This is a genomic window from Streptomyces sp. NPDC102514, from assembly GCF_055584525.1.
Genome location: NZ_JBVJLW010000009.1, coordinates 123016 through 147173, shown reverse-complemented (window position 1 = coordinate 147173; position 24158 = coordinate 123016). Strand labels below are relative to the sequence as shown.

The window sequence follows — 24158 nt, the reverse complement described above, 5'->3', positions numbered from 1 at the left end:
AGCCCCCGCCCACCTAGGGGCGCGGGGAACGGCGCGAGCAACCGAATGCGGCCCGCACATGACCCTCCACGCGAGCCCCCAGCCCCTCGGGGGCGCGGGGAACGGCGCGGGTCACCGAATGTGGTCCGCACCTGACACTCCATCCGCGCGCCCAGCCACCCCCAGGGGCGCGGGGAACGGCGCGGGCAACCCCCTACCGCCCGCACCCGACAACCCGCCCGCACCCCCACCCCCCTCACCCCCAACTACCCCCCACCCACCCCCATTTGGGGCAACCGCGTCACCCCCTCGTGGAGCGTGTCGCGCTATTGACTTGACCATGAACTGTCATAAGCCTGGCATCTGTTCGCCGCAGTGGCGGACTACCGCAAGGGGGGCTCATGAGACGAAGAGCGAGATCGATCCTCGCTGCCGGCGCACTCCTGCTCGGCGGAGTGGTCGCCGCACCCATGGCGCAGGCGGAACCCGGCGCCGCGGCCGGCCCGGGCGCGGACGAGGTCAAGGTGTTCCGCGCCGACGTCACGAAGGAGCAGGTACCCCTGCTCCTCGCGGCCGGCCAGGACGGCCACGAGCTGAGCGAACGCGTACCGCAGAAGGGCACGGCCGGCGTCGAGGTCTACCTGACCGACAAGCAGGCCGATGAGTTGGAGGACAAGGGCGTCGACCTCGCCGAGCACAAGCTCTCGGCCAAGGCACGCGCCCGCGTGGCCGCCGCGGGGGACGGCGTCTTCCGGCCGTACAGCGGCGCCGGGAACCTCAAGGAGGAGATCGTCAGGACGGGCCAGCAGAACCCGAACCTGACGAAGGTCGTCTCCATCGGCAAGACCCTCCAGGGGCAGGACATCCTGGCCCTGAAGCTCTCCAAGGGCGCCAAGAAGACCAAGGACGGCGCCAAGCCCTCCGTGCTGTACATGTCCAACCAGCACGCCCGTGAGTGGATCACGCCCGAGATGACCCGGCGCCTGCTCCACCACTACCTGGACAACTACGGCAAGGACCAGCGCATCACCAAGCTCGTGGACTCCACCGAGCTGTGGTTCGTGCTGTCCGCGAACCCGGACGGCTACGACTGGACGTTCAAGCCGGAGGGCGACCGCCAGTGGCGCAAGAACCTGCGTGACGTCAACGGCGACGGCGCCCTGACCGTCGGCGACGGAGTCGACCTCAACCGCAACTTCGCCTACAAGTGGGGTTACGACGACGAGGGGTCCTCGCCGTATCCGACCAGCCAGACCTACCGCGGTGCGAGCGCCGGGTCCGAGCCCGAGACCAAGGCGATCGACACCTTCGAGAAGCGCATCGGCTTCGACTACGGCATCAACTACCACTCCGCCGCCGAACTGCTCCTCTACGGAGTCGGCTGGCAGGTGGCGACCCCGAGCCCCGACGACGTGCTCTACAAGTCCCTCGCCGGCACCCCGGAGAACTCGGCGATCCCCGGCTACCGCCCGCAGGTGTCCTCCGAGCTCTACACGACCAACGGCGAAGCCGACGGACACGCGTCCAACGTCAACGGCACGGCGATGTTCACCCCTGAGATGTCGACCTGCCAGACCGTGTCGAACCTCTACCCGGACGACGCCTGGAACGCCGCGGACTGCGCGTCGGTCTTCACCTTCCCGGACGACGAGAAGCTGATCCAGGAAGAGTTCGTCAAGAACATCCCGTTCGCGCTCTCCGTCGCCGAGTCGGCGGCCAAGCCCGACCAGCCGAAGTCCTCGGTCGGCATCGACGCCCCCGACTTCACCCCGGCCCCCTTCGCCACGTCGTACTCCCGCGGCGCCGACCAGGAAGTCTCCGTGGTCGCCCGCAGGTCCGTACGCGACAAGGAGCTGAAGTACCGCGTCAACAACGGGCGTACGAAGGCCCAGTCGCTCAAGGCCTGGAAGGGCGGCGAGACCTACGGCGGCGACGACAACCTGTACTTCGACGAGTACCGCGCGAAGGTCCGCGACGGGGCACCGGGCGACAAGGTCGAGGTCTGGTTCAGCGGCGAGACCCGCGCCGGAAAGCCCACCTCCAGCACGCACTTCACGTACACCGTCGCCGAACGGCCGCGCGCCGGCACGCTGGTGATCGCCGAGGAGGGCGTCGCCGCGACGAAGGCGCAGACCTACGTCGACGCGCTGCAGGCCAACGGCCGCAAGGCCGTCGTCTGGGACGTCACCACCCAGGGCGCGCCCGACGCGCTCGGGATTCTGAGCCACTTCAGGAGCGTCGTCCACTACACCGGCGCCGACCGGCCCGGTTACACCACCCAGCTGCAGCTGCGCGCCTACCTCAACGAGGGCGGCAAGCTCATCGAGGCGGGCGAGCAGGCGGGCGGCCAGGTCGCACTGCCGGGCGCCCTGACGAACGACTTCAGCCAGTACTACCTGGGCGCTTACTCCCGTACGACGACTCCGGGCGCCACCGCCTTCACCGGCGCGGGGAAGCTCGCGGGCACCGGGGGACCGCTCGGCGACACGCCCGGCAATCCGCTGAACGCGGCGGGCGCCTACAGCGTCACCTCGGACACCCTGCCGGTCGACCGGTTCCCGCAGTTCGCCAGTGAGGGCGGCGGCGGATACCCGGGCACCGTCAACCCGTACGGCCCCTACGAAGGCGCGTCCATGGCGGCCGTCACGCACACCGACTACGCCTGGAACCGGCTCACCCGCACCATCGACCTCACCGGGGTGAGCGCGGCCCAGGCGCCCGCGCTGCGCACCCAGCTCCTGTGGGACACCGAGGAGGGCTACGACCACGCGGTGCTCGAAGCGCACACGGCCGGGGCCGACGACTGGACCACGCTCCCCGACAACGGCGGCGCCACCAGTACGGCCGTTCCCGCCGAGTGCGAGGCCGGGTTCTTCATCCAGGGACACCCCGCACTCACGCGCTACCTGACCCGGGGCGCGACCGCGTGCACCCCGACCGGCACCAGCGGCTCCTGGAACAGCTTCACCGGGGCCTCCGCGGGCTGGCAGCAGGTCGAGTTCGACCTGTCCGCGTACGCCGGGAAGACGGTCGAGGTGTCGATCAGCTACATCACCGACCCGGGCTCCGGCGGACACGGGGTCCTCGCCGACAACGCCTCCGTCGTGATCGGCGGCACGGCGACCGAGACCGAGGGCTTCGAGACCTCCCTCGGCGCCTGGAAGGTACCCGGACCGCCCGCGGGCAGCCCCGCGGTCGTTCAGGACTGGGGCCTGTCCGGCGAGCTGTTCAAGACGTACGGCGCGGTCACGACCGGTGACACCGTGCTGTTCGGATTCGGCCTGGAGCACGTCACCGCGGCGGCCGATCGCACGGCCCTCCTGGGCAAGGCACTGGCCGCGATCGGCGGCTGACACGGCCCCGCGGGGCCTTGACCCCGAGGGCGGTCCGTACCCCTACTGGCGGGTACGGACCGCCCTGCCGTGTATGGGGCATCTCGATGTCACCCCGGGAGCCTCAGGGAGGTAGGGTCGTAGGCGGTCGGGGACATCCCATACAACTCGCCGGCGTCTAAAGCCGGCGTACCTAACGAGGAGATCGGTTCGTGACGATCCGCGTAGGCATCAACGGCTTTGGCCGCATCGGTCGTAACTACTTCCGCGCGCTGCTGGAGCAGGGTGCAGACATCGAGATCGTGGCTGTCAACGACCTGGGTGACACCGCGACCACCGCTCATCTGCTCAAGTACGACACCATTCTGGGCCGCCTCAAGGCCGAGGTGTCGCACACCGCCGACACGATCACCGTCGACGGGCGCACCATCAAGGTGCTGTCGGAGCGCAACCCCGCCGACATCCCGTGGGGCGACCTCGGCGTCGACATCGTCATCGAGTCGACCGGCATCTTCACCAAGAAGGCCGACGCCGAGAAGCACATCGCGGGCGGCGCCAAGAAGGTCCTCATCTCGGCTCCGGCCAAGGACGAGGACATCACGATCGTGATGGGCGTCAACCAGGACAAGTACGACGCGGCCAACCACCACGTCATCTCGAACGCCTCCTGCACCACCAACTGTGTGGCGCCGATGGCCAAGGTCCTCGACGAGAACTTCGGCATCGTCAAGGGTCTGATGACGACGGTCCACGCGTACACGAACGACCAGCGGATCCTGGACTTCCCGCACTCGGACCTGCGCCGCGCCCGCGCCGCCGCCGAGAACATCATCCCGACCACCACGGGTGCCGCCAAGGCCACCGCGCTGGTCCTCCCGCAGCTCAAGGGCAAGCTCGACGGCATCGCGATGCGCGTCCCGGTCCCGACCGGCTCCGCGACCGACCTGGTCGTCACCCTGCAGCGCGAGGTCACCAAGGACGAGGTCAACGCCGCGTTCAAGAAGGCCTCCGACGACGGCGACCTCAAGGGCTTCCTGACGTACACCGAGGACCCGATCGTCTCCTCCGACATCGTCGGCGACCCGGCCTCCTGCACCTTCGACTCCTCCCTGACCATGGTCCAGGAGGGCAACACGGTGAAGATCCTCGGCTGGTACGACAACGAGTGGGGCTACTCCAACCGCCTCGTCGACCTCACGGTCTTCGTCGGCGAACAGCTCTAGGTCCAAGAAGCAAGGCACCTCGTGTGAGCACAGGGCCCGGGCAGCGCACCGCCGCGCACCCCGGGCCCTGTGGCACGTGCTGAGCGATCAGCCCTCTCTCGGACACAAGAGCTTCCCTAGGAGTCCACTTATGAAGACGATCGACGAACTTCTCTCCGAAGGGGTCGACGGCAAGCGGGTCTTCGTGCGCGCCGACCTGAACGTGCCGCTGGCCGAAGGTCTCATCACCGACGACGGCCGCATCCGCGCCGTCCTGCCGACCGTCAAGGCGCTCGCCGAGGCCGGTGCCAAGGTCGTCGTCGCCTCGCACCTGGGCCGCCCCAAGGGCACCCCGGACCCCGCCTTCTCGCTGCTGCCCGCCGCCGAGCGGCTCGGCGAGCTCCTCGGCGCGCCCGTCGCGTTCGCCCAGGACACCGTCGGACCGGCCGCCCACGACGCCGTGAACGGGCTGCAGCCCGGCCAGGTGGCGGTCGTCGAGAACCTGCGCTTCAACGCCGGCGAGACGTCCAAGGACGACACCGAGCGCGGCGAGTTCGCGGACCGGCTGGCGGCTCTGGCCGATGTCTACGTAGGCGACGGTTTCGGTGCCGTGCACCGCAAGCACGCCTCGGTCTTCGACCTCCCGGCACGGCTGCCGCACTACGCCGGCCACCTCATCGCCACCGAGGTCGGCGTCCTGAAGAAGCTCACCGAGGACGTCGAGCGCCCCTACGTGGTCGCCCTCGGCGGCTCCAAGGTCTCCGACAAGCTCGCCGTCATCGACGAACTGCTCGGCAAGGCCGACCGGCTCCTCATCGGCGGCGGCATGGCCTTCACCTTCCTCAAGGCCAAGGGGTACGAGATCGGTGCCTCCCTGGTCCAGGACGACCAGCTGCCCACCGTCAAGGAGTACGTCGAGCGCGCCGAGAAGAACGGCGTCGAGCTGGTCGTCCCCGTCGACGTCGTGGTCGCGGCCGGTTTCCCCGACCTGAAGACGAAGGCGCCGTCCGACCCCACCACCGTCGCCGCGGACGCCATCCCGGCCGATCAGATGGGTCTGGACATCGGTCCCGAGACCGGCGCCCTGTACGCCTCGAAGCTCGCCGACGCGGCCACCGTGTTCTGGAACGGTCCGATGGGCGTCTTCGAGCACCCCGACTACGCCGAGGGCACCAAGGCGGTCGCCCAGGCCCTGCTCGACTCCCAGGCCTTCACGGTCGTCGGCGGTGGCGACTCCGCCGCGGCCGTCCGCATCCTGGGCTTCGACGAGAACGCATTCGGCCACATCTCCACCGGTGGCGGCGCCTCCCTCGAATACCTTGAGGGCAAGACGCTCCCCGGTCTCGCCGCACTGGAGGACTGACCCCGTATGACCACTCGCACGCCGCTGATGGCGGGCAACTGGAAGATGAACCTCAACCACCTCGAGGCCATCGCCCATGTCCAGAAGCTCGCCTTCGCCCTGGCCGACAAGGACTACGACGCCTGTGAGGTCGCGGTCCTGCCGCCCTTCACGGACCTGCGTTCGGTACAGACCCTGGTCGACGGCGACAAGCTCAAGATCAAGTACGGCGCCCAGGACATCTCGGCGCACGACTCCGGCGCCTACACCGGCGAGATCTCCGGCGCGATGCTGGCCAAGCTCAAGTGCACGTACGTGGCGATCGGCCACTCCGAGCGCCGCCAGTACCACGCCGAGACCGACGAGATCGTCAACGCCAAGGTGAAGGCCGCGTACAAGCACGGCCTCACCCCGATCCTGTGCGTCGGCGAGGAACTGGACGTCCGCGAGGCGGGCAACCACGTCACGCACACGCTCAGCCAGGTCGAGGGCGGTCTCAAGGACCTCCCCGCCGAGCAGGCAGAGTCGATCGTCATCGCGTACGAGCCCGTCTGGGCCATCGGTACCGGCAAGGTCTGCGGCGCCGACGACGCCCAGGAGGTCTGCGCGGCGATCCGCGGCAAGCTCGCCGAGCTGTACTCGCAGGAAGTCGCCGACGCCGTCCGGATCCAGTACGGCGGCTCGGTGAAGTCCGGCAACGTCGCCGAGATCATGGCGAAGCCCGACATCGACGGCGCGCTGGTCGGTGGCGCGGCGCTGGACGCCGACGACTTCGTCAAGATCGTCCGGTTCCGCGACCAGTAGACCGCGCTCCGGATGTGAAGCGCCGAGCTGCGAGTATGCGGTAGCGGTGTTACGTCGTACCCTTGCGGGGGCCGGGCGGCTTCGTACCCGAAGCTCCGGCCCCCGTCGTCCGTCGAAGAGTCGTCCGTCCAAGTCCGAGGAAGTTGGTCCAGCCGTGGTTATGGGGTTCTCGATCGCCCTGATCGTCTTCAGCCTGTTGCTGATGCTGCTGGTGCTGATGCACAAGGGGAAGGGCGGCGGTCTGTCCGACATGTTCGGCGGCGGCATGCAGTCGTCCGTCGGCGGTTCCTCGGTCGCCGAGCGCAACCTCGACCGCATCACCCTCGTGGTCGGCCTGCTGTGGTTCGCCTCCATCGTGGTGCTGGGCATCCTGATGAAGGTCAACAACTGACCACCGGCCCACATCGGCACCGCAGCACGAACGCACATTACGCAAGCACATTCCGCACGTAAGGCCCCATGTCCGGTACGCGCCCGCAGGCGCGGCCTATCATGGGGCTTGCGTCTGTGCGCGGGGGTGTAACTCCTATCACTGGACGCGCGTTGGGCCTTACGTAGACTGAGGCGCCCGCAGCGAAGCGTCACGCCGACTCGCTTCGCGGCACCATCACGCAGGGAGTTACGACCGTGGCAAGTGGCAACGCGATCCGAGGAAGCCGGGTCGGGGCGGGGCCGATGGGCGAGGCCGAGCGTGGCGAGTCCGCGCCCCGGCTGCGCATCTCCTTCTGGTGCTCCAACGGGCACGAGACGCAGCCCAGCTTCGCCAGCGACGCGCAGGTCCCCGACACCTGGGACTGCCCCCGCTGCGGCTTTCCCGCCGGACAGGACCGGGACAACCCGCCGGACCCGCCGCGCACCGAGCCGTACAAGACGCACCTCGCGTACGTACGGGAGCGGCGCAGCGACGCGGACGGCGAGGCGATCCTCGCCGAGGCGCTCGCCAAACTGCGGGGCGAGATCTAGGAGCGACGCGCGGCATCCCATGAGCGGCGCGACATTCAGGAGTTGCGAACCGGCCGGACACCGAGAGGTGTCCGGCCGCTCGTGTCTCGGGCCGGACGCCCTTTTTTCACGGCGTATTTTTCGTACGCCCTGGGGCGTGCGGGTTCTCCGTCGCCATGCTGACACCTGCGGGTGAACCGCACGTATCTGTTGTTGAGCCGGACGACGGCGGGACGACAGCCCACGTCACCCTGATCAATTAGGTTGGGACCGGTAGCGGCGCAAGGTACGCAGCACTGGCAGGAAAGAGGCGGAAGTCCGAGATGAACGCAGAAAGCCGTACCAGGCTCAACCAGACGCCCGAGTGGACCGCACTGGCGGAGCACCGGGACGAACTCGCCGGGGCGCACCTGCGCGAGCTGTTCGAGCGGAACCCGGGACGAGGCGCCGCATACACGCTCCAGGTGGGCGACCTGCACGTCGACTACTCCAAGCACCTGGTCACCGACGAGACGCTGCGGCTGCTGCGTGAACTGGCCGCGGCGACGGACGTCTTCGGCCTGCGGGACGCGATGTTCGGCGGCGAGAAGATCAACGTCACCGAGGACCGGGCGGTCCTGCACACCGCGCTGCGCGCCCCGCGGGACGCGGTCGTGGAGGTCGACGGCGAGAACGTCGTACCGGCCGTGCACTCGGTCCTCGACAAGATGTCCGGCTTCGCCGAGCGCATCCGCTCGGGCGAGTGGACCGGACATACCGGCAGGCGCATCAAGAACGTGGTCAACATCGGCATCGGCGGCTCCGACCTGGGCCCGGCGATGGCGTACGAGGTGCTGCGGTCCTTCACCGACCGGGATCTGACGGTCCGGTTCGTGTCGAACGTCGACGGGGCCGACCTGCACGAGGCCGTGCGGGACCTGGACCCGGCCGAGACGCTGTTCGTCATCGCCTCGAAGACCTTCACCACCATCGAGACGATCACCAACGCGACCTCGGCGCGCGACTGGCTGCTGACCGAACTGAAGGCCGGTCAGGAAGCCGTCGCCAAGCACTTCGTGGCGCTGTCGACGAACGCGGAGAAGGTCGCCGACTTCGGGATCGACACGGCGAACATGTTCGAGTTCTGGGACTGGGTCGGCGGTCGGTACTCGTTCGACTCCGCGATCGGTCTTTCGCTGATGCTCGCGATCGGGCCGGACCGGTTCCGGGAGCTGCTCGACGGTTTCCACCTCGTCGACGAGCACTTCCGTACCGCGCCCGCCGAGTCCAACGTGCCGTTGCTGCTCGGTCTGTTGGGTGTCTGGTACGGCAACTTCTTCGACGCGCAGTCGCACGCGGTGCTGCCGTACTCGCACTACCTGTCCAAGTTCACGGCGTACCTGCAGCAGCTGGACATGGAGTCCAACGGCAAGTCCGTCGACCGTGACGGGAATCCGGTCGAGTGGCAGACGGGGCCGGTGGTGTGGGGCACGCCGGGGACGAACGGCCAGCACGCCTACTACCAGCTCATCCACCAGGGTACGAAGGTCATCCCGGCGGACTTCATCGGCTTCGCCGAGCCGGTCGCCGAGCTGAGCGACGGACTCAAGGCGCAGCACGATCTGCTGATGGCCAACTTCTTCGCGCAGACGCAGGCGTTGGCCTTCGGCAAGACGCCGGAGGAGGTGCGGGCGGAGGGAGTGGCCGAGGAGCTGGTGGCGCACAAGTCGTTCGCGGGGAATCATCCGACGACGACGATCCTCGCGCGTTCCTTGACGCCGTCGGTTCTTGGTCAGCTGATCGCGCTGTACGAGCACAAGGTGTTCGTACAGGGGGCTGTGTGGAACATCGACTCCTTCGACCAGTGGGGGGTCGAGCTGGGCAAGGTGCTCGCGAAGCGGGTTGAGCCGGCGCTCACGGAGGGGGCTGAGGTGCCTGGTCTGGACGGGTCCACGACGGCGCTGGTGAGCCTGTACCGGTCGCTGCGCGGACGCGGCTAGGCGCCTGGCGGGGCGGGCATTTCACCTGCGGGCCGGTGGGGGCCGTTCGCGCCGTTCCCCGCGCCCCTCAAAAGCGGGGCTGCGCCCCTGCTTTCGCCCCTTTGGGGGCGCGGGGAACTGCGCGGGCAACCCCCACTCACCCGCACAATCCATACCGCCCCAAGCCCCGCAGGGGGGCGCGGGCAACCCCCACGCACCCGCACGATCCACACCGCCCCAAGCCCCGCAGGGGGGGCGCGGGCAACCCCCACGCACCCGCACGATCCACACCGCCCCAAGCCCCGCAGGGGGGGGCGCGGGCAACCCCCACGCACCCGCACGATCCACACCGCCCCAAGCCCCGCAGGGGGCGCGGGGAACGGCGCGAACGGCCCCCACCGGAGCCGCACCGCACGTCCGGCCGTAAGTGGGCGTTCAGGCCACCGCGCTCAGTGTGTCCGCGAGGCGGTGGTGGGACGCGCGGGATGCCGGTAGCGCGGCGAGCGCCGCGGCGCCCAGGACCGCGGCCGTCGCGAAGAGGGCCAGGAGCGCGGGCGACGGCCCCTGCGCGATCCCCGCGCCGATCCCGCTCGACCGCCCCTGCGCGTCGATCAGCCAGCGCGCCAGCGGTACCCCCAGCGCCGTACCGATGACGACCGCCGCCAGCGCGTAGCACCCCGTGGCCGTCACCGTGATCGCGGTGATCTGCCGCGGGGTCAGCCCGATCGCCTTCAGCGCCAGCAGATCCCGCTCGCCCTCGCGGACCGTCCCGCCGATCGCCGTGAGCAGTTCGATGAGGCCGATCAGGGCCAGCACGGCGATGAGCCCCACGACGACCCCGCGCAACGGCGAGAGCCCGTCCGCCGGGTTCGGCACGGCGTGCGCGCTGAGGTCGCCGTGCGCGGCCTCCGTCAGCTCGGCGCCCACCCGGTGCGGGTCCGCGCCGGGACGCAGCTGGAGCTGGTAGAGCGCCGCTTCGAGCCCCGGGTCGTTCTCCCGGAGGGTGTCGAGCGAGGTGGAGATGACCCGGCCGCCGTTCTCCGGCTCGATGCTGCGCCCCACGATGTGCAGGATCTGCGGCTGCGCGCCGACCGTCATCCGCACCCAGTCCCCGACCCGTACGTCCAGCAGGTCGAGCAGCCCCTGACCGGCCACCGCCTCGTCGGGACCGTGCGCGGGGCGCCCTTCGGCCAGCGCGAACGGATAGGGGTCCGCGCGGGTGCCGAGCCCGCGCAACGCGATCGTGCCCGTCTGGCCCGGGACCAGCGCGGCCACCTCGACCCCCGGATGGACCGCGGCGACCTGCGGATGGCCGGCCAGCAGGGCCCGTACGTCCGGATCGGTCAGGGAGGCGTCGGCCCGTACGGTGAGCGCCGCCGCGAGGCCGATCCGGTCCGGGCTGTGCTGGAAGCGGTCGATGGTGGTCCACGCGCTCATCGCCACGACGATCAGCAGCAGCGGCAGCGCCAGCCGGGCCACCGCGGCCAGTGAACGCGGCCGGCGCGTGAACGCCTTGTGCCAGCCCAGGACCAGCGCCGACGGCAGCCGCAGCCCGAGCGCCCGGCGCGACAGACCGGAAAGACCGCCGCCGAGCGGTGCCGCGGCCCGCAGCCCCGGCACGGGAGGCACCTGCCCGGCGCGCCAGGCCGCGAGGCCGGTCGTCGCGGCGATGAACAGCACCGCGGCCAGGGGTACGCCGAGGAGCGCGGCCGTGTGCCCCGGCAGGCCCTGCCACACGCCGACCGCGTCGCCGAGACGCCCCGGTGTCCGGCTGCCCAGGGCCTGGATGAGGGTCGCGGCGAGCACGGCCCCGAGGAGCGCGAACGCCACATGCTGGAGCAGGAAGATCCGTACGACCTGGCCCGGCGTGAAACCGATCGCCTTCAGTACCGAGATGTCCCGCAGATGACCGCGGATCCGGGTGCCGATCGCGCCGTGCACGGCCAGCGCGGCGGCCAGCAGAGCGGCGAGGCCGAAGAGGCCGAGGACCTGGCCGAGCAGCCGGTTGCCGCCCTGGGCCTCGGCCCGGGCCTGCTGCCAGTTGGAGACATCGGTGACGGCCTTGGCGCCGAGGAGGGTGACGGCGCGCTGGACGGCGTAGTCCGTGTCGTCGGGGTCGGTCAGCCGCAGCCCGGTCACCTGGCCGTCGCGCCCGTCGGTGCTCCGCACGGCGGCGGGCAGCGCCCAGACGAGCCCCGGCCGCTCACCGGGGCTGTAGCGGGGCTCGGCGCTGTCCGCGATGCCCACCACGGTCAGTGTCCGGTCCGTGCCCGGCACGGTCAGCGCGTCCCCGGGTTCGGCCCACAGCGCCCGTGCGAGGCCGCTCTCCAGCACCACACCGTCCGGGACGCCGGGGTCGAGCCAGCGCCCCGCGGCGAGCAGCGGACGGCCGGTCGCGGGCCGGTCGACGGTGCCGCGCAGCTCGACGGAGGCGCGGGTGCCGCGCGAGGCCAGGGTCGCGGCGGCGGTGGGGTACGGGCCCGCGACGGACGCGACCCCGTCCAGCTCGGCGAGCCCGGCCGCGTCGGCGGAGGGGCCCGTGTGGATCCAGACGTGCGCGCCCTGCGACTGGGTGAAGACCCGCTGCCAGGGGTTGGTCGCGTACCCGAACAGCGCCGTGGCCAGCAGCAGCGAGGCGACGATCCCGGCGGTCGCGAGCACGATGAACAGCGCCTCGCCGCGATGCGAGCGCAGATCGGCGTGCGCCCAGCGCAGAGTGGCCCGCACGCCGCTCAGTCCCTCAGTTCCAGCACGCCGGATATCCCCGTGCCACGGGCGGGCGCGGTGTCGAGGGCCGCGTCGTCGGCGATCCGGCCGTCGAAGAAGCTGATCACCCGGTCCGCGGCGCTCGCGAGCCGTGCGTCATGCGTGACCAGCACGATCGTCTGGCCGCGCTGGTGGAACCGGGTCAGCAGCCGGGTCACCTCGCGGGTGCCCTTGCTGTCGAGGCTGCCCGCGGGCTCGTCGGCCAGCAGCAGCTGCGGATGGTTGACCAGGGCGCGGGCCAGCGCGACGCGCTGCTGCTCGCCGCCGGACAGCTCGCCCGGCATGCTGCGCTCCTTGCCCGCGAGGCCCAGCTCGTCGAGGAGCAGCTCGCGCTCGGCGCGCGCCTGCCTGGGGGAGAGGCCGGCGAGCAGGGCGGGCAGTTCGACGTTGTCGGCGACCGACAGGTTCGAGACCAGGTTGAAGAACTGGAAGACGATGCCGATCCGGCGCCTGCGCTCGACCGCCCAGCGGGCCTCGCTGTACGCGTCGGTGCACTCGCCGTCCAGCCAGAGGCTGCCGGAGCCCGGCCGCTGGAGCCCGCCGAGCAGATGCAGCAGCGTCGACTTCCCGGCGCCCGAGGGGCCGGTGACGGCCACGAACTCGCCCTGCCGTACGGAGAGGTCCACGCCCCGCACGGCGTGCGCGGGGGCGCCCTCGCCGTAGTGGGTCTTGACCAGGCCCTCGGCCCGCAGGAGCGGGGTGTCACCGGCGCGCGGCGAAGGAACGGGGTTACGGGACGCGGTACGGGGAGTGGCGCGGTTCATTCCAGCTCCTCCAGTTCCTCCTGGCAGCGTTCCAGCCAGTCGAGGTCGGCCTGCAGATGCAGCATGGCGCCCTCGATGAGCAGCTGGGAGATGCGGTTGTCCCGGCTCTCGGCCGCGGCGAGCTTCGACAGGTTGCGCATGGTGTTCAGGTACTCGCGCCGTTGTTTGTTGATCAGGGCGATCTGGTCGGCCAGTCCGGTCCGCGGTGCCAGGGCGAGCTTCATGAAGAACTCGTCCCGTACGCGCGGCTCGTCCGCCGTCTCCTCGTACCAGGCGTGCAGTGCTTCACGTCCGGCGTCGGTGAGGTGGTAGATCTTCTTGTTGGGCCGGCTCGACTGCTCGACTTCCTCGCCCTCGATCAGTCCCGACTTCTCGAGGCGGCCGAGGGTCACATAGATCTGGCCGACGTTCGGCTGAGGGTACGCGGCGCCCAGCAGTTGCTCAAGGTCCTGCTTGAGCTCGTACCCGTGGGCCGGACCGCGCGCCAGCAGGGCCAGGAGGGGCAGCCGCACTCGTGCTCTCCCCTTCCTCCGCTGTGGATCTTCAAAAAAGGTGCGCGGGCCCGCTTGTCCGGGGCCAATGTGCCGCAGGACCTAGTATCGCCCATACCTAACGGGTATACATGGCCTCTGACTCCGGGCGAAGGTGCCCGGCAGCCGGGTGTACCAGGGAGGAACCTATGCGGTGGATCCATGCCGCCGGTAGGGGGCTCCTGGTCGCGGTGGTGGTTCTGACCGGTTACGTCGCCTCGGGCGTCCAGGCCGACGGGGCGCGCGGCGGCGGCCGGGGCCCGATCACGCTGGCCACCGCAGGGGATCTCACCGGCTATCTGGGGCCGCTGCTCGACGGCTGGAACCGTGACCGTCCCGGCGAGCGGGTCACCCTCGTCGAGCTCCCGGACTCCGCCGACGAGACCCACGCCCAGATGGCCACCGATCTGCGCGGCGACGGCCGCAGCCGCTTCGACGTCCTCAACATCGACGTCGCCTGGACCTCGGAGTTCGCCGCCGCGGGCTGGATCTCCCCGCTGCCCGCGGGCCGTTTCCCGCTCGACGGCTTCCTGCCGCCGGTCGTGGACACCGCGACCTACGACGGACGGCTGTACGCGGTCCCCTACGTCACCAACGCGGGGCTGCTCCTCTACCGCAAGGACCTCCTCGACAAGGAGGGCGTCGCTCCGCCGCGCACCTGGGCCGAGCTGGAGGAACAGGCGAAATCCATCGCTCCGAAGTACGGACTCGACGGCTACGCCGGCCAGTTCCTGCCCTACGAAGGCCTCACCGTGAACGCGGCCGAGGCGGTCTACTCGGCGGGCGGCACCATCCTCGGGGACGAGGGCGAACGCGTCACCGTCAACTCGGCGGCGGCGCGCGAGGGCATCGGTTTCCTGGCCCGCGGCGTACGCGACGGCTGGATCCCGGAGAAGGCGCTGACGTACAAGGAGGAGGAGTCCAAGCAGGCCTTCCAGGACGGCCGCCTCCTCTTCCTGCGCAACTGGCCGTACGCCTATGTCGGCGCCTCGGCGAAGGGCTCGCCGGTCGCCGGGAAGATCGGCGCGGTGCCGCTGCCCGGGCCCGACGGGCCGGGCGCGAGCGTGCTCGGCGGCTCCAACCTCGCGGTCAGCAGTCACGCCCGGCATCCCGACTCCGCCGCCCGGCTCATCGCCTACCTCACGAGCGAGCGGACCCAGCGTCAGGTGCTCACCAAGGGTGCGCTGCCGCCCGTGCGGGCCGCGCTGTACGAGGATCCGGAGCTGATCCGGCGGTTCCCCTATCTGCCGACGCTCCGCGCGAGCGTCCTGGCGGCGGCGCCGCGCCCGAAGAGTCCGCGCTACGACCAGGTCAGCCTGGCCGTGCAGGCCGTGGTGCACGACGCGATGACCGGGCATCAGACGCCCGAGGCCGCGGTGCGGCGGCTGGCGCGCGAGCTGGCGGACATCTCGCGCCGCGGCTGAGCCCTCTCCCGCACGCTTTCGGCAGATCATAGTTTCATGTTAGGTAACGCGCCCGTCTCATCTGCCGTTTCGAGGGCAGAAATGTGTGGACATAAGTCCCCAACCTTCAGCACGGCCCTGTCTGCTCGTTGACACTCGCCCGACATGCCTACTTAACATGCATGCATAACCGGAGTACGCACAGACGGGTCAACGGGTGACGATCGACATGCACCGCTGGTGGCGCGACGCAGTGATCTACCAGGTCTACGTCCGCAGCTTCCTCGACAGCACCGGGGACGGCATCGGCGACCTCGCAGGGGTACGCGCCGGACTGCCGTACCTGAAGAAGCTCGGGGTCGACGGGATCTGGCTGAGCCCCTTCTACCCCTCACCGCAGCAGGACCACGGCTACGACGTGGCCGACTACTGCGACGTCGACCCGCTCTTCGGAGACCTCGGCGAGTTCGACCTGCTGATGACGGACGCCCGGCGGCTCGGCATCAAGGTGCTCCTCGACATAGTCCCCAACCACTGCTCCAGCGAGCACCCCTGGTTCCGGCAGGCCCTCGCCGAGGCACCCGGCGGCGAGGCCCGCGCCCGCTTCCACTTCGCCGACGGCCGGGGCCCCGGCGGGACGGAGCCGCCCAACAACTGGTACGCCATGTTCGGCGGCCCCGCCTGGAGCCGGGTCACCGAGCCGGACGGCACACCCGGCCAGTGGTACCTGCACATGTTCACGCCCGAGCAGCCCGACCTGAACTGGCGCAACCCCGAGGTCGGCACCCACTTCGACCACGTACTGCGCTTCTGGCTCGACCGGGGCGTGGACGGCTTCCGCGTCGACGTCGCCGCCGGCCTCTACAAACACCCCGACCTGCCCGACTCGCCCGACCCCATGGCCGACGCCCGCACCCGGGACTCGGTCAACCCGCTCGCCTGGAACCAGCCCGAGGTGCACGGCGTCTGGCGGCACTGGCGTTCGGTGTGCGAGGAGTACACCGTCCGCGACGGCCGGGAGCGGCTGCTCGTCGGCGAGGTCTCCGTGCCCTCCGCCCGCGAACACGCCCACTACGTACGCCACGACGAGCTGCACCAGGCCTTCTTCTTCGACCTGCTCAGCGCGTCCTGGAACGCCGACGCCTTCCGCAAGGTCATCTCGGAGGCCATGCAGGACATCGCGGGCACCGGCTCCACGGTCACCTGGGTCCTCAACAACCACGACCAGGTCCGCACGGTCACCCGCTACGGCGAACTCGGCGCCGACGGCAGCGGCCTGGGCGCCGCCCGCGCCCGCGCCGCCGCGCTGCTGATGCTGGCGCTGCCCGGCGCCGCGTACATCTACCAGGGGGAGGAGCTGGGGCTGCCCGAGGTCGTCGACCTGCCGGACGACGTGCTCACCGACCCGATCTACCGGCGGACCGGCAGCCGGGCCCGGGTCCGCGACGGCTGCCGGGTGCCGCTGCCGTGGTCGGGGCACGCCTCACCGTTCGGCTTCACCACCGGCACCGAGAGCGCCAAACCGTGGCTGCCGCAGCCCGCCTACTTCGCGGAGTACGCCACCGACCGCGCCCTCGCCGACACCCGCTCCTTCTGGCACCTCTACCGCGACGGACTCCAACTGCGCGCCGGCATGCCCCAGTTGGGCGAAGGCCCGCTGCGCTGGCTGGACACCCCGCCCGGCGTCCTCGGCTTCGTCCGCGGCGACGGCCTGGTGTGCGCCGTCAACTTCGGTACGTCGCCCACGCCCGCGCCGGTCGCCGGCACCCCCCTGCTGTCCAGCGGCCCCTGCGCGCCCGGCGTCCTGCCCGGCTCGACGGCCGCCTGGTGGATCAGCGACTGCACCAACCCCTGAACCGACCGCGATCACCGCCCCACCTGTCAAGTACCGCTCTCACGAAGGAACATCAACGATGATGCGACGACGTACGACCCTGCTCGCGAGCTGCACCGCCCTCGCCCTGTCCCTCGGTGCCACCGCGTGCGGAGGCGGCGGCCCCGTCTCGGCGGGCGGCGGCGACAAGCCGCTCAGCGGCCAGACGATCAACGTGGCCGGTGTCTGGTCCGGCAGCGAGCAGAAGAACTTCCAGAAGGTCCTGGACGCGTTCACCGAGAAGACCGGCGCCAAGACGCAGTTCACCTCCACCGGCGACAACGTCTCCACGGTCGTCGGCAGCAAGATCGAGGGCGGCAACGCACCCGACGTGGTGATGGTCCCGCAGGTCGGCGTCCTCCAGCAGTTCGCCGAGGAGGGCTGGCTCAAGCCGCTGTCCAAGACCGTCCAGAAGTCCGTCGACGCCAACTACGCGGACGTGTGGAAGAACTACGGCAGCGTCGACGGCAGCCTGTACGGCCTGTACTTCAAGGCCGCCCACAAGTCGACGGTCTGGTACAGCCCCGCCGCCCTCGACGAGGCGGGTGTCGAGGCGCCGGCGAGCTACGACGCGATGCTGGAGGCCGGGCGGACCATCTCCGAGTCGGGCCTCGCGGCCTTCTCCGTCGCAGGTCAGGACGGCTGGACCCTCACCGACTGGTTCGAGAACGTCTACCTCTCGCAGGCGGGCCCCGAGAAGTACGACGCCCTCGCCGCCCACGAGATCAAGTGGACCGACCCGAGCGTGGTCGCCGCCCTCACCACCCTCGGCAAGCTCTTCAAGGACAAGGAGCTGATAGCCGGCGGCCAGAAGGGCGCCCTGAACACCGACTTCCCCGGCTCCGTCGAGAAGGTCTTCGGACCCGAGCCCGCCGCGGGCATGGTCTACGAGGGCGACTTCGTGGCCGGTGTCGCCAAGGACCAGTTCGGCAAGAAGATCGGCGAGGACGCGGACTTCTTCCCCTTCCCCGCGGTCGGCGACGGCAAGGCGCCCGTGGTCAGCGGCGGTGACGCGGCGGTCGTCCTGAAGGACGGCAAGAGCCCGAAGGCCGCCATGGCGTTCCTGGAGTACCTGGCGACCCCCGAGGCGTCCGCGGTCTGGGCCGAGGTCGGCGGTTTCCTCTCCCCGAACAAGGAGCTCGACCTCGCCTCCTACGGCGACGACATCACCCGCGAGACCGCCAAGTCCCTCGTGGACGCCGGTGATTCGGTCCGCTTCGACATGTCGGACCAGGCCCCGGCCGCGTTCGGCGGCACCAAGGGCGCGGGCGAGTGGAAGCTCCTCCAGGACTTCCTGCGCGACCCGTCCGACCCGAAGGCGACCGCCGCGGCGCTGGAGAAGGCCGCCGCCAAGGCGTACCAGGACTGATCGCCATGACCGCCACAGACCTGAGAGACCTGAAGGACCCGCAAGAGACGGGTCCGCCGTCCACCTCGCAGGCCGACCGCGACCGCAGAAGGCGTGCGCGCCGACGGGCCCGTGTCGTCGCCTTCGTCTTCGTCCTGCCCGCGCTGCTCCTGCTCGGCGCGCTGGTCGTCTACCCGGTGCTGTTCTCCGTCGGCCGCAGCTTCTTCGACGCCTCCGGCGACCGGTTCGTGGGCGGCGACAACTACACCGAGATGTTCCACGACCCCGCCACGATCAAGGCCGTCCGGAACACCGCCATCTGGGTCGTCATCGCGCCCACTCTGCTCACCGGCCTCGGCCTCGTCCTCGCCGTCCTCGTGGAGAAGGTGCGCTGGGCGACGGCGTTCAAGCTCCTGCTGTTCATGCCGATGGCCGTCTCCTTCCTCGCCGCGGGCATCATCTTCCGGCTCGCCTACGACGAGGACCCCGACAAGGGCGTCCTGAACGCGGCCGTCGTCTCCGTCCACGACGTCTTCAAGGGCGAGTCGTCCTACCCGACCGCCCGCGCCCGCGACGGCCAGGGCCTCACCAAGGGCGCCGACGGCTCGTACGGTACGACCGCCGGTGCGTCCCCCGGCGACACCGTCGGGCTCGGTCTGGTCGGTGTGCGCGCCGACGACCTGCCCGGGGACGCGCGGCCCGCGTACCCCGCGGCGGCACAGAAGGCGGCGGCCGACGAACTGCGCGGAGTCGTCTACCTGGACTTCACCCGCGGCGGGGGAGGGAAGCAGGGCGAGGTCGACAGGGCCGAGAGCGGGCTGCCGGGGATGGCCGTCGAGGCGGTGCGCGACGGGAAAACCGTCGGGAGCGCCACCACCGCGGCCGACGGCTCCTTCCGCTTCGAGAGCCTCGAACCGGGCTCGTACACCGTGCGGCTGCCCGGCTCGAACTTCGCCCCGCCGTACGAGGGAATCTCCTGGCTCGGACCCGCGCTCGTCACGCCCGCCATCATCGGCGCGTACCTGTGGATCTGGACCGGCTTCGCGATGGTGCTGATCGGGGCCGGGCTCGCCGCGCTGCCCCGTGACGCGCTGGAGGCGGCCCGGATGGACGGCGCGAACGAGTGGCAGATCTTCCGCCGGATCACCGTGCCGCTGCTCGCGCCCGTCCTCACCGTGGTCTTCGTGACCCTGGTGATCAACGTGATGAAGGTCTTCGACCTCGTCTACATCATCGCGCCGGGGCCCGTGCAGGAGGACGCCACCGTGCTCGCCACCCAGATGTGGCTGGTGTCCTTCGGCGGCGGCAACAACCAGGGCCTCGGCAGCGCGCTGGGCGTCCTGCTCCTGCTGCTCGTGATCCCCGCCATGGTCTTCAACGTCCGCCGCTTCCGAGGGAGTCAACGATGAACGCGCTCAGGCGGGGGCTCGGCAACAGCCTGGTCCAGGCGTTCCTGGTGGTGATCGGCCTGGTCTGGCTCACCCCGCTCGCCGGCCTGTTCCTGTCGTCGCTGCGGTCCGCCCAGGAAACCGCGACGGGCGGCTGGTGGACCGTGCTGACCAGTCCCCGGCAGCTGTCCTTCGACAACTACTCGGCGCTGCTGGGCAATGACGGGATGACGCGGGCGTTCTGGAACACCGTGCTGATCTCGGTGCCGACGACGTTCCTCGTCGTCGTCATCGCCGCGCTCGCGGGGTACGCGTTCGCGTGGCTGGACTTCCCCGGGCGGGACACCGTCTTCCTGATCGTGGTCGCGCTGTTGGTGGTGCCCGTGCAGATCGGGCTGCTGCCGGTGGCCAAACTCTTCGGCGAACTGGGGCTGTTCGGCACGATCCCCGGGGTCATCCTCTTCCATGTCTCGTACGGGCTGCCGTTCGCGATCTTCCTTCTGCGGAACTACTTCGCGGAGATGCCGAAGGAGATGCTGGAGGCGGCGCGGATGGACGGGGGTGGGGAGTGGCGGATCTTCACCCGGCTCGTGTTGCCGGTGGGGCGGCCGGCGCTTGCCAGCCTTGCCATCTTCCAGTTCCTCTGGGTCTGGAACGACATGCTGGTCGCGCTGTTGTTCGCGGACAGTTCCGCGCAGCCTTTGACTGTTGAACTGCAGTCGCAGATAAGGCAGTTCGGAAGCAATATCGATGTGCTCGCGCCGGGGGCGTTCTTGTCGCTGGTGGTACCGGTGGTTGTCTTTTTCGCATTCCAACGGCACTTTGTGCAGGGGGTTATGGCGGGCTCGGTGAAGTAGCGGGCCTTTTTTCGCCCCCGCCGCCCTTTCCCGTTCCCGTCCACGCATGGGGGCTTCGCCCCCTCGCCCCCTTTTGCGCAGTTCCCCGCGCCCCTGAGACCCCCTGGGGGCGCGGGGAACTGCGCAGCGGGGGTTCGGGGGCGGAGCCCTTGAGGTCGTGACGGGAATGGGTAGGGGCGGCGGGGGCGAAAAACGCCCCTGCCGCCCCTACCCCCTGCCACCCGTCAGGGTGAAGCCGGCGGATACAGCGCGCGCGGCAGCTGCGAGGCCGCCGCCGCGTCCAGCAGCCACAGCGTGCGGGCGCGGCCCTGCGCCCCCGCAGCCGGCGCCTGGATCTCACCCGCGCCGGACAGCGCGATCGCCGCGGCCTCCGCCTTGTCCTCGCCCGCCGCGAGCAGCCACACCTCCCGCGCGGCCCGGATCGCGGGCAGCGTGAGCGTGACCCGCACGGGCGGCGGCTTCGGCGCGCCGCGCACCCCCACCACCGTCCGCTCGGTCTCACGGACGGCGGGCAGTTCCGGGAACAGCGACGCCACGTGCGTGTCCGGCCCGACGCCCAGCATCAGCACGTCGAAGGACGGGACGGGAGCGTGGTTCTCCGGCCCGGCGGCCGACGCGAGTTCGGCCGCGTAGGCCTCCGCCGCCGCGTCCACGTCGGCACCCCACGGGCCGTCCGACGCGGGCATGGCGTGCACGCGCTTCGGGTCCAGCGGCACCGCGTCGAGGAGTGCCTCGCGGGCCTGGGTGACGTTCCGCTCGGGGTCGCCCTCGGGCAGGAACCGCTCGTCGCCCCACCACAGGTCGAGCCGGCTCCAGTCGACGGCGTCCCGGGCGGGCGCCGCCGCGAGCGCGGCCAGCAGGCCGTTGCCGTTGCGGCCACCGGTCAGGACGACCGAGGCGTGACCGCGTGAGGCCTGCGCGTCCACGACCTTCGTGATGAGCCGGGCCGCGGCGGCCTGGGCCATCAGTTCCTTGTCGCGGTGGACGACCAGCTGGGGAGTGCTCACTGCGGGTCCGCCTTCTTGACCGGGGGCATCTGGGCGGGGGTGGGGCGCCCCGGATCTCCCTCGCCCGCCGATGCCGATGCCGATGCCGAGCTAGCTGCCGAAGCGGATGCCCCGGCCGGCTTCGCGGCCGGTTCCGGGGTGTCGTGCACCGGGCGCACCGGGAGTTCCCCCGGCGTCCAGGTGGCCGCCTCGGGCCGCTGCGAGGCCGACTGGATGCCGCCCAGCCGGTCCACCCCGAACCGCAGCGCGGACGCGTACGTGTCGTCCGGGTCGAGCCGGCGCAGCTCCTCCGCGAGCAGTTCGGACGTCTCGCGGCGCTTGAGCGCCACCGCGCGGTCCGGCTGTCCCGGCAGGGCCAGGGTGGCCATCGACCCGTCCGAGCGGTGCAGGGTGATGGGGCCGCCGGTCGTCTCCAGGCGGACCTGGGTCAGCCCGGGACCGGCGGACACGGCACGGCGTACGTGCACGTGGAGACGGTCGGCGAGCCACATGGCGAGCAGCTCGACACTCGGGTTGGCCTCCTCGCCCGCCACCTCGACGGAGACGACCTCGCAGTCGACCTGGTCGAGGGCGGCGGCCAGCATGGAACGCCACGGGGTGATCCGGGCCCAGGCCAGGTCGGTGTCGCCCGGCTCGTAGCTCTCGGCACGGGCCTTCAGCTCCTCGACGGGCTTCTCCGCCGCGTAGCTGTCGGTGACCCGGCGCTGGCCCAGGGCGCCCAGCGGGTCGCCCGCCGGATCGCGGGGCGCGTCCACCGACCACCAGACGACGACCGGTGCGTCGGGGAGCAGCAGGGGCAGGACGACGGACTGGGCGTGGTCCGAGACCTCGCCGTACAGCCGCAGGATCACCGTCTCACCGGTGCCCGCGTCCGCGCCGACCCGTACCTCGGCGTCCAGGCGCGACTTCGTGCGGTCGCGGGGTGAGCGCGAGACGCGCTTGATGACGACGAGGGTGCGCGAGGGGTGTTCGAGCGAGGCGTCGTTGGCGGCCTTCAGGGCGTCGTAGGCGTTCTCCTCGTCGGTGACGATGACGAGGGTGAGCACCATGCCGACGGCCGGTGTGCCGATGGCCCGGCGGCCCTTCACGAGCGCCTTGTTGATCTTGCTGGCCGTGGTGTCCGTGAGATCTATCTTCATGGCCGACGCCAGCTCCGTCCGTCTCGCTCGAGCATTTCGTCGGCCTCGACGGGCCCCCACGTGCCCGACTGGTACTGCGCGGGCCTGCCGTGCTTGTCCCAGTACTCCTCGATCGGGTCGAGGATCTTCCAGGACAGCTCGACCTCCTCGGTGCGCGGGAAGAGGTTCGAGTCGCCGAGGAGGACGTCGAGGATCAGCCTCTCGTACGCCTCGGGGCTCGACTCCGTGAACGACTCGCCGTACGCGAAGTCCATCGAGACGTCCCGGATCTCCATGGAGGTGCCGGGCACCTTGGAGCCGAAGCGGACCGTGATGCCCTCGTCGGGCTGGACGCGGAAGACGATCGCGTTCTGGCCCAGTTCCTCCGTCGCCGTGTGGTCGAAGGGGGAGTGGGGCGCCCGCTGGAAGACCACCGCGATCTCCGTCACCCGGCGGCCGAGGCGCTTGCCGGTGCGCAGGTAGAAGGGGACGCCCGCCCAGCGGCGGTTGTCCACCTCCACCTTGATCGCCGCGTACGTGTCGGTCTTCGACTTGGGGTCGATACCGTCTTCCTGGAGATAGCCGACGGCCTTCTCGCCGCCCTGCCAGCCCTCGGCGTACTGACCGCGGACCGTGTTCTCGCCCAGGTCGCCGGGGAGCTTCACCGCGCCGAGCACCTTGGTCTTCTCGGCGGCGAGCGCGTCCGCGTCGAAGGAGGCGGGCTCCTCCATGGCCGTGAGGGCCATCAGCTGGAGCAGGTGGTTCTGGATGACGTCACGGGCGGCGCCGATGCCGTCGTAGTAGCCGGCCCGGCCGCCGATGCCGATGTCCTCGGCCATCGTGATCTGTACGTGGTCGACGTACGACCGGTTCCAGATCGGCTCGAACATCTGGTTGGCGAAGCGCAGCGCCAGGATGTTCTGGACCGTCTCCTTGCCCAGGTAGTGGTCGATGCGGAAGACCTGGTCCGGGGCGAAGACCTCTTCGACGGTGGTGTTGAGGTCCTCGGCCGACTTGAGGTCGTGGCCGAAGGGCTTCTCGATGACCGCGCGCCGCCAGGAGCCGCTCGTCTGGTCGGCGAGGCCGTGCTTCTTCAGCTGCTGGATGACGACCGGGAACGCCGACGGCGGCACGGACAGGTAGAAGGCGAAGTTGCCGCCCGTGCCCTGTGCCTTGTCCAGCTCCCCGATCGTGTCGCGCAGCCGCTCGAACGCGTCGTCGTCGTCGAAGGTGCCCTGGACGAAGCGCATCCCCTGGACGAGCTGCTGCCAGACCTCCTCACGGAACGGCGTACGGGCGTGCTCCTTGACGGCGTCGTGGACCTCCTGGGCGAAGTCCTCGTTCTCCCACTCGCGGCGCGCGAAGCCGACGAGTGAGAAGCCCGGCGGCAGCAGGCCGCGGTTGGCAAGGTCATAAACGGCAGGCATAAGCTTTTTACGGGACAAATCGCCCGTGACCCCGAAGATGACGAGGCCCGACGGCCCCGCGATACGCGGGAGCCGTCGGTCCGCCGGGTCACGCAGCGGATTGCTGCTTGACAAGATT

At 70.5% G+C, this 24158-nt stretch carries 18 protein-coding genes; 12 read left to right on the top strand and 6 right to left on the bottom strand.

Annotation, left to right across the window (positions count from 1 at the left end; all coding sequences use genetic code 11):
* The first annotated feature begins 380 nt into the window (after positions 1-380).
* The 7 genes from ACZ60E_RS23760 to pgi all read left to right on the top strand — a co-directional run bounded on the left by ACZ60E_RS23760 (position 381) and on the right by pgi (position 9580).
* On the top strand, positions 381-3332 hold the full coding sequence (locus ACZ60E_RS23760) for a M14 family metallopeptidase (RefSeq protein ID WP_469442925.1): 2952 nt from the start codon (positions 381-383) through the stop codon (positions 3330-3332).
* Between the two features lie 191 nt (positions 3333-3523).
* Positions 3524-4534 carry a type I glyceraldehyde-3-phosphate dehydrogenase gene (gap, locus tag ACZ60E_RS23755; protein WP_328497057.1) on the top strand — a complete coding sequence of 337 codons (1011 nt, stop codon included), beginning with the start codon at positions 3524-3526 and terminating at the stop codon, positions 4532-4534.
* A gap of 130 nt (positions 4535-4664) precedes the next feature.
* Positions 4665-5876 (top strand): phosphoglycerate kinase, encoded by a 1212-nt coding sequence (locus ACZ60E_RS23750; protein WP_453792708.1) that lies wholly within the window; start codon positions 4665-4667, stop codon positions 5874-5876.
* Between the two features lie 6 nt (positions 5877-5882).
* Positions 5883-6659 carry a triose-phosphate isomerase gene (gene tpiA / locus ACZ60E_RS23745; protein WP_267025780.1) on the top strand — a complete coding sequence of 259 codons (777 nt, stop codon included), beginning with the start codon at positions 5883-5885 and terminating at the stop codon, positions 6657-6659.
* Between the two features lie 160 nt (positions 6660-6819).
* Positions 6820-7050 carry a preprotein translocase subunit SecG gene (secG, locus tag ACZ60E_RS23740; protein WP_384809574.1) on the top strand — a complete coding sequence of 77 codons (231 nt, stop codon included), beginning with the start codon at positions 6820-6822 and terminating at the stop codon, positions 7048-7050.
* Between the two features lie 236 nt (positions 7051-7286).
* Positions 7287-7622, top strand: a complete 336-nt coding sequence (locus ACZ60E_RS23735; RefSeq protein ID WP_003957010.1) for an RNA polymerase-binding protein RbpA — start codon at positions 7287-7289, stop codon at positions 7620-7622.
* Between the two features lie 302 nt (positions 7623-7924).
* Complete coding sequence (gene pgi / locus ACZ60E_RS23730) at positions 7925-9580, top strand: glucose-6-phosphate isomerase (RefSeq protein ID WP_469442918.1); 1656 nt, start codon at positions 7925-7927, stop codon at positions 9578-9580.
* A gap of 414 nt (positions 9581-9994) precedes the next feature.
* Here pgi and ACZ60E_RS23725 read toward each other — a convergent pair whose 3' ends face one another.
* From ACZ60E_RS23725 to ACZ60E_RS23715, 3 genes are read right to left on the bottom strand one after another with little or no spacing between them, the layout of a single operon-like run.
* The gene (locus ACZ60E_RS23725; RefSeq protein ID WP_469442916.1) at positions 9995-12286 is read right to left on the bottom strand and encodes an ABC transporter permease; all 2292 of its coding nucleotides are present in this window, start codon (positions 12284-12286) and stop codon (positions 9995-9997) included.
* 5 nt (positions 12287-12291) lie between these two features.
* Positions 12292-13089: an ABC transporter ATP-binding protein gene (locus ACZ60E_RS23720; RefSeq protein WP_453796042.1), complete on the bottom strand. Its 798-nt coding sequence runs from the start codon at positions 13087-13089 to the stop codon at positions 12292-12294.
* A complete protein-coding gene (locus tag ACZ60E_RS23715) occupies positions 13086-13601 on the bottom strand; it encodes a PadR family transcriptional regulator (protein WP_384809566.1) in 516 nt (171 codons plus the stop codon). The genes ACZ60E_RS23720 and ACZ60E_RS23715 overlap by 4 nt, the downstream gene beginning before the upstream one ends.
* A gap of 167 nt (positions 13602-13768) precedes the next feature.
* Between ACZ60E_RS23715 and ACZ60E_RS23710 the strand changes: the two genes are divergently transcribed.
* The 5 genes from ACZ60E_RS23710 to ACZ60E_RS23690 all read left to right on the top strand — a co-directional run bounded on the left by ACZ60E_RS23710 (position 13769) and on the right by ACZ60E_RS23690 (position 20488).
* Positions 13769-15043 carry an ABC transporter substrate-binding protein gene (locus ACZ60E_RS23710; RefSeq protein WP_384809564.1) on the top strand — a complete coding sequence of 425 codons (1275 nt, stop codon included), beginning with the start codon at positions 13769-13771 and terminating at the stop codon, positions 15041-15043.
* 208 nt (positions 15044-15251) lie between these two features.
* Positions 15252-16877: a glycoside hydrolase family 13 protein gene (locus ACZ60E_RS23705; RefSeq protein WP_469443155.1), complete on the top strand. Its 1626-nt coding sequence runs from the start codon at positions 15252-15254 to the stop codon at positions 16875-16877.
* Between the two features lie 58 nt (positions 16878-16935).
* On the top strand, positions 16936-18264 hold the full coding sequence (locus ACZ60E_RS23700; RefSeq protein ID WP_384809562.1) for an ABC transporter substrate-binding protein: 1329 nt from the start codon (positions 16936-16938) through the stop codon (positions 18262-18264).
* Between the two features lie 5 nt (positions 18265-18269).
* Positions 18270-19652, top strand: a complete 1383-nt coding sequence (locus tag ACZ60E_RS23695) for an ABC transporter permease (protein ID WP_469442914.1) — start codon at positions 18270-18272, stop codon at positions 19650-19652.
* Complete coding sequence (locus tag ACZ60E_RS23690) at positions 19649-20488, top strand: carbohydrate ABC transporter permease (RefSeq protein ID WP_469442913.1); 840 nt, start codon at positions 19649-19651, stop codon at positions 20486-20488. The genes ACZ60E_RS23695 and ACZ60E_RS23690 overlap by 4 nt, the downstream gene beginning before the upstream one ends.
* A gap of 224 nt (positions 20489-20712) precedes the next feature.
* On the opposite strand, the gene pgl is transcribed toward ACZ60E_RS23690, so the two are convergent.
* Genes pgl through zwf form a run of 3 tightly spaced genes read right to left on the bottom strand, consistent with a single transcriptional unit; the run spans position 20713 to position 24157 of the window.
* Positions 20713-21495: a 6-phosphogluconolactonase gene (gene pgl, locus ACZ60E_RS23685; RefSeq protein WP_385836291.1), complete on the bottom strand. Its 783-nt coding sequence runs from the start codon at positions 21493-21495 to the stop codon at positions 20713-20715.
* Positions 21492-22634, bottom strand: a complete 1143-nt coding sequence (gene opcA, locus ACZ60E_RS23680; RefSeq protein ID WP_384813179.1) for a glucose-6-phosphate dehydrogenase assembly protein OpcA — start codon at positions 22632-22634, stop codon at positions 21492-21494. The genes pgl and opcA overlap by 4 nt, the downstream gene beginning before the upstream one ends.
* Complete coding sequence (zwf, locus tag ACZ60E_RS23675; protein WP_469443154.1) at positions 22631-24157, bottom strand: glucose-6-phosphate dehydrogenase; 1527 nt, start codon at positions 24155-24157, stop codon at positions 22631-22633. The genes opcA and zwf overlap by 4 nt, the downstream gene beginning before the upstream one ends.
* Position 24158 lies beyond the last annotated feature (1 nt).